This is a genomic window from Mycobacterium sp. E3339, assembly GCF_001666915.1.
In the GTDB taxonomy this organism is placed as follows: domain Bacteria; phylum Actinomycetota; class Actinomycetes; order Mycobacteriales; family Mycobacteriaceae; genus Mycobacterium.
Genome location: NZ_LZIZ01000086.1, coordinates 1 through 593 on the forward strand (window position 1 = coordinate 1; position 593 = coordinate 593).

Here is a 593-nt window from a genome sequence, read left to right on the forward strand (position 1 = left end):
GCGTGCCGAACGAGATCGTCGAGATGGGCACCCCCTCGTCGCGGGCCAGCCGCGCCGCGGTGTAGGCCCCCTGCGGGTCGCTGGGGTTGGACGGCTTGTTCTCCTTGCCGTCGGACAGCAGCACGATGCGGGCCGGCGGCGGCGTGTCGCCACCGGTGATGGCGGTGGCGCTGACCGCGTGCAGGGCGGTGAAGATGGCCTGCCCGGTCGCCGTGCTGTCGGCGAAGTCGAGCTTCTTGAGCGCGTCGATCGTCGCCTGGTGCTGCGGCGTCGGCGGCACCAGCAGGTACGGCGTGCCCGCGAAGCCGACCAGCCCCAGGTTGATGCCCGGCGTCAGCTGGGTGGCGAACTGGGTGGCCGCCTCCTCGGCGGCCTTGAGCCGGTTGGGCGGCACGTCGGTCGCCCGCATGGACTGCGACATGTCGATGACCAGCACGATGACGGCCCGGTTGCGCGGGATGCGCATGTCGTGGGTGGGGGTCGCGAGCGCGATGGTCAGCAGGACCAGGCTGAGCAGCGACACCGCGATCGGGATGTGACGCGCCAGCGACTGCGGCACGCTCGTCTCGGTGAACCGGCGTAGCCGGCGCCGG

1 protein-coding gene is annotated in these 593 nt (G+C 72.2%); it reads right to left on the reverse strand.

All coding sequences use genetic code 11. From position 1 onward, the window contains the following. Positions 1-593 (reverse strand): VWA domain-containing protein (locus A5702_RS08470; RefSeq protein WP_156669530.1); only part of this gene is annotated, 593 nt, incomplete at both ends.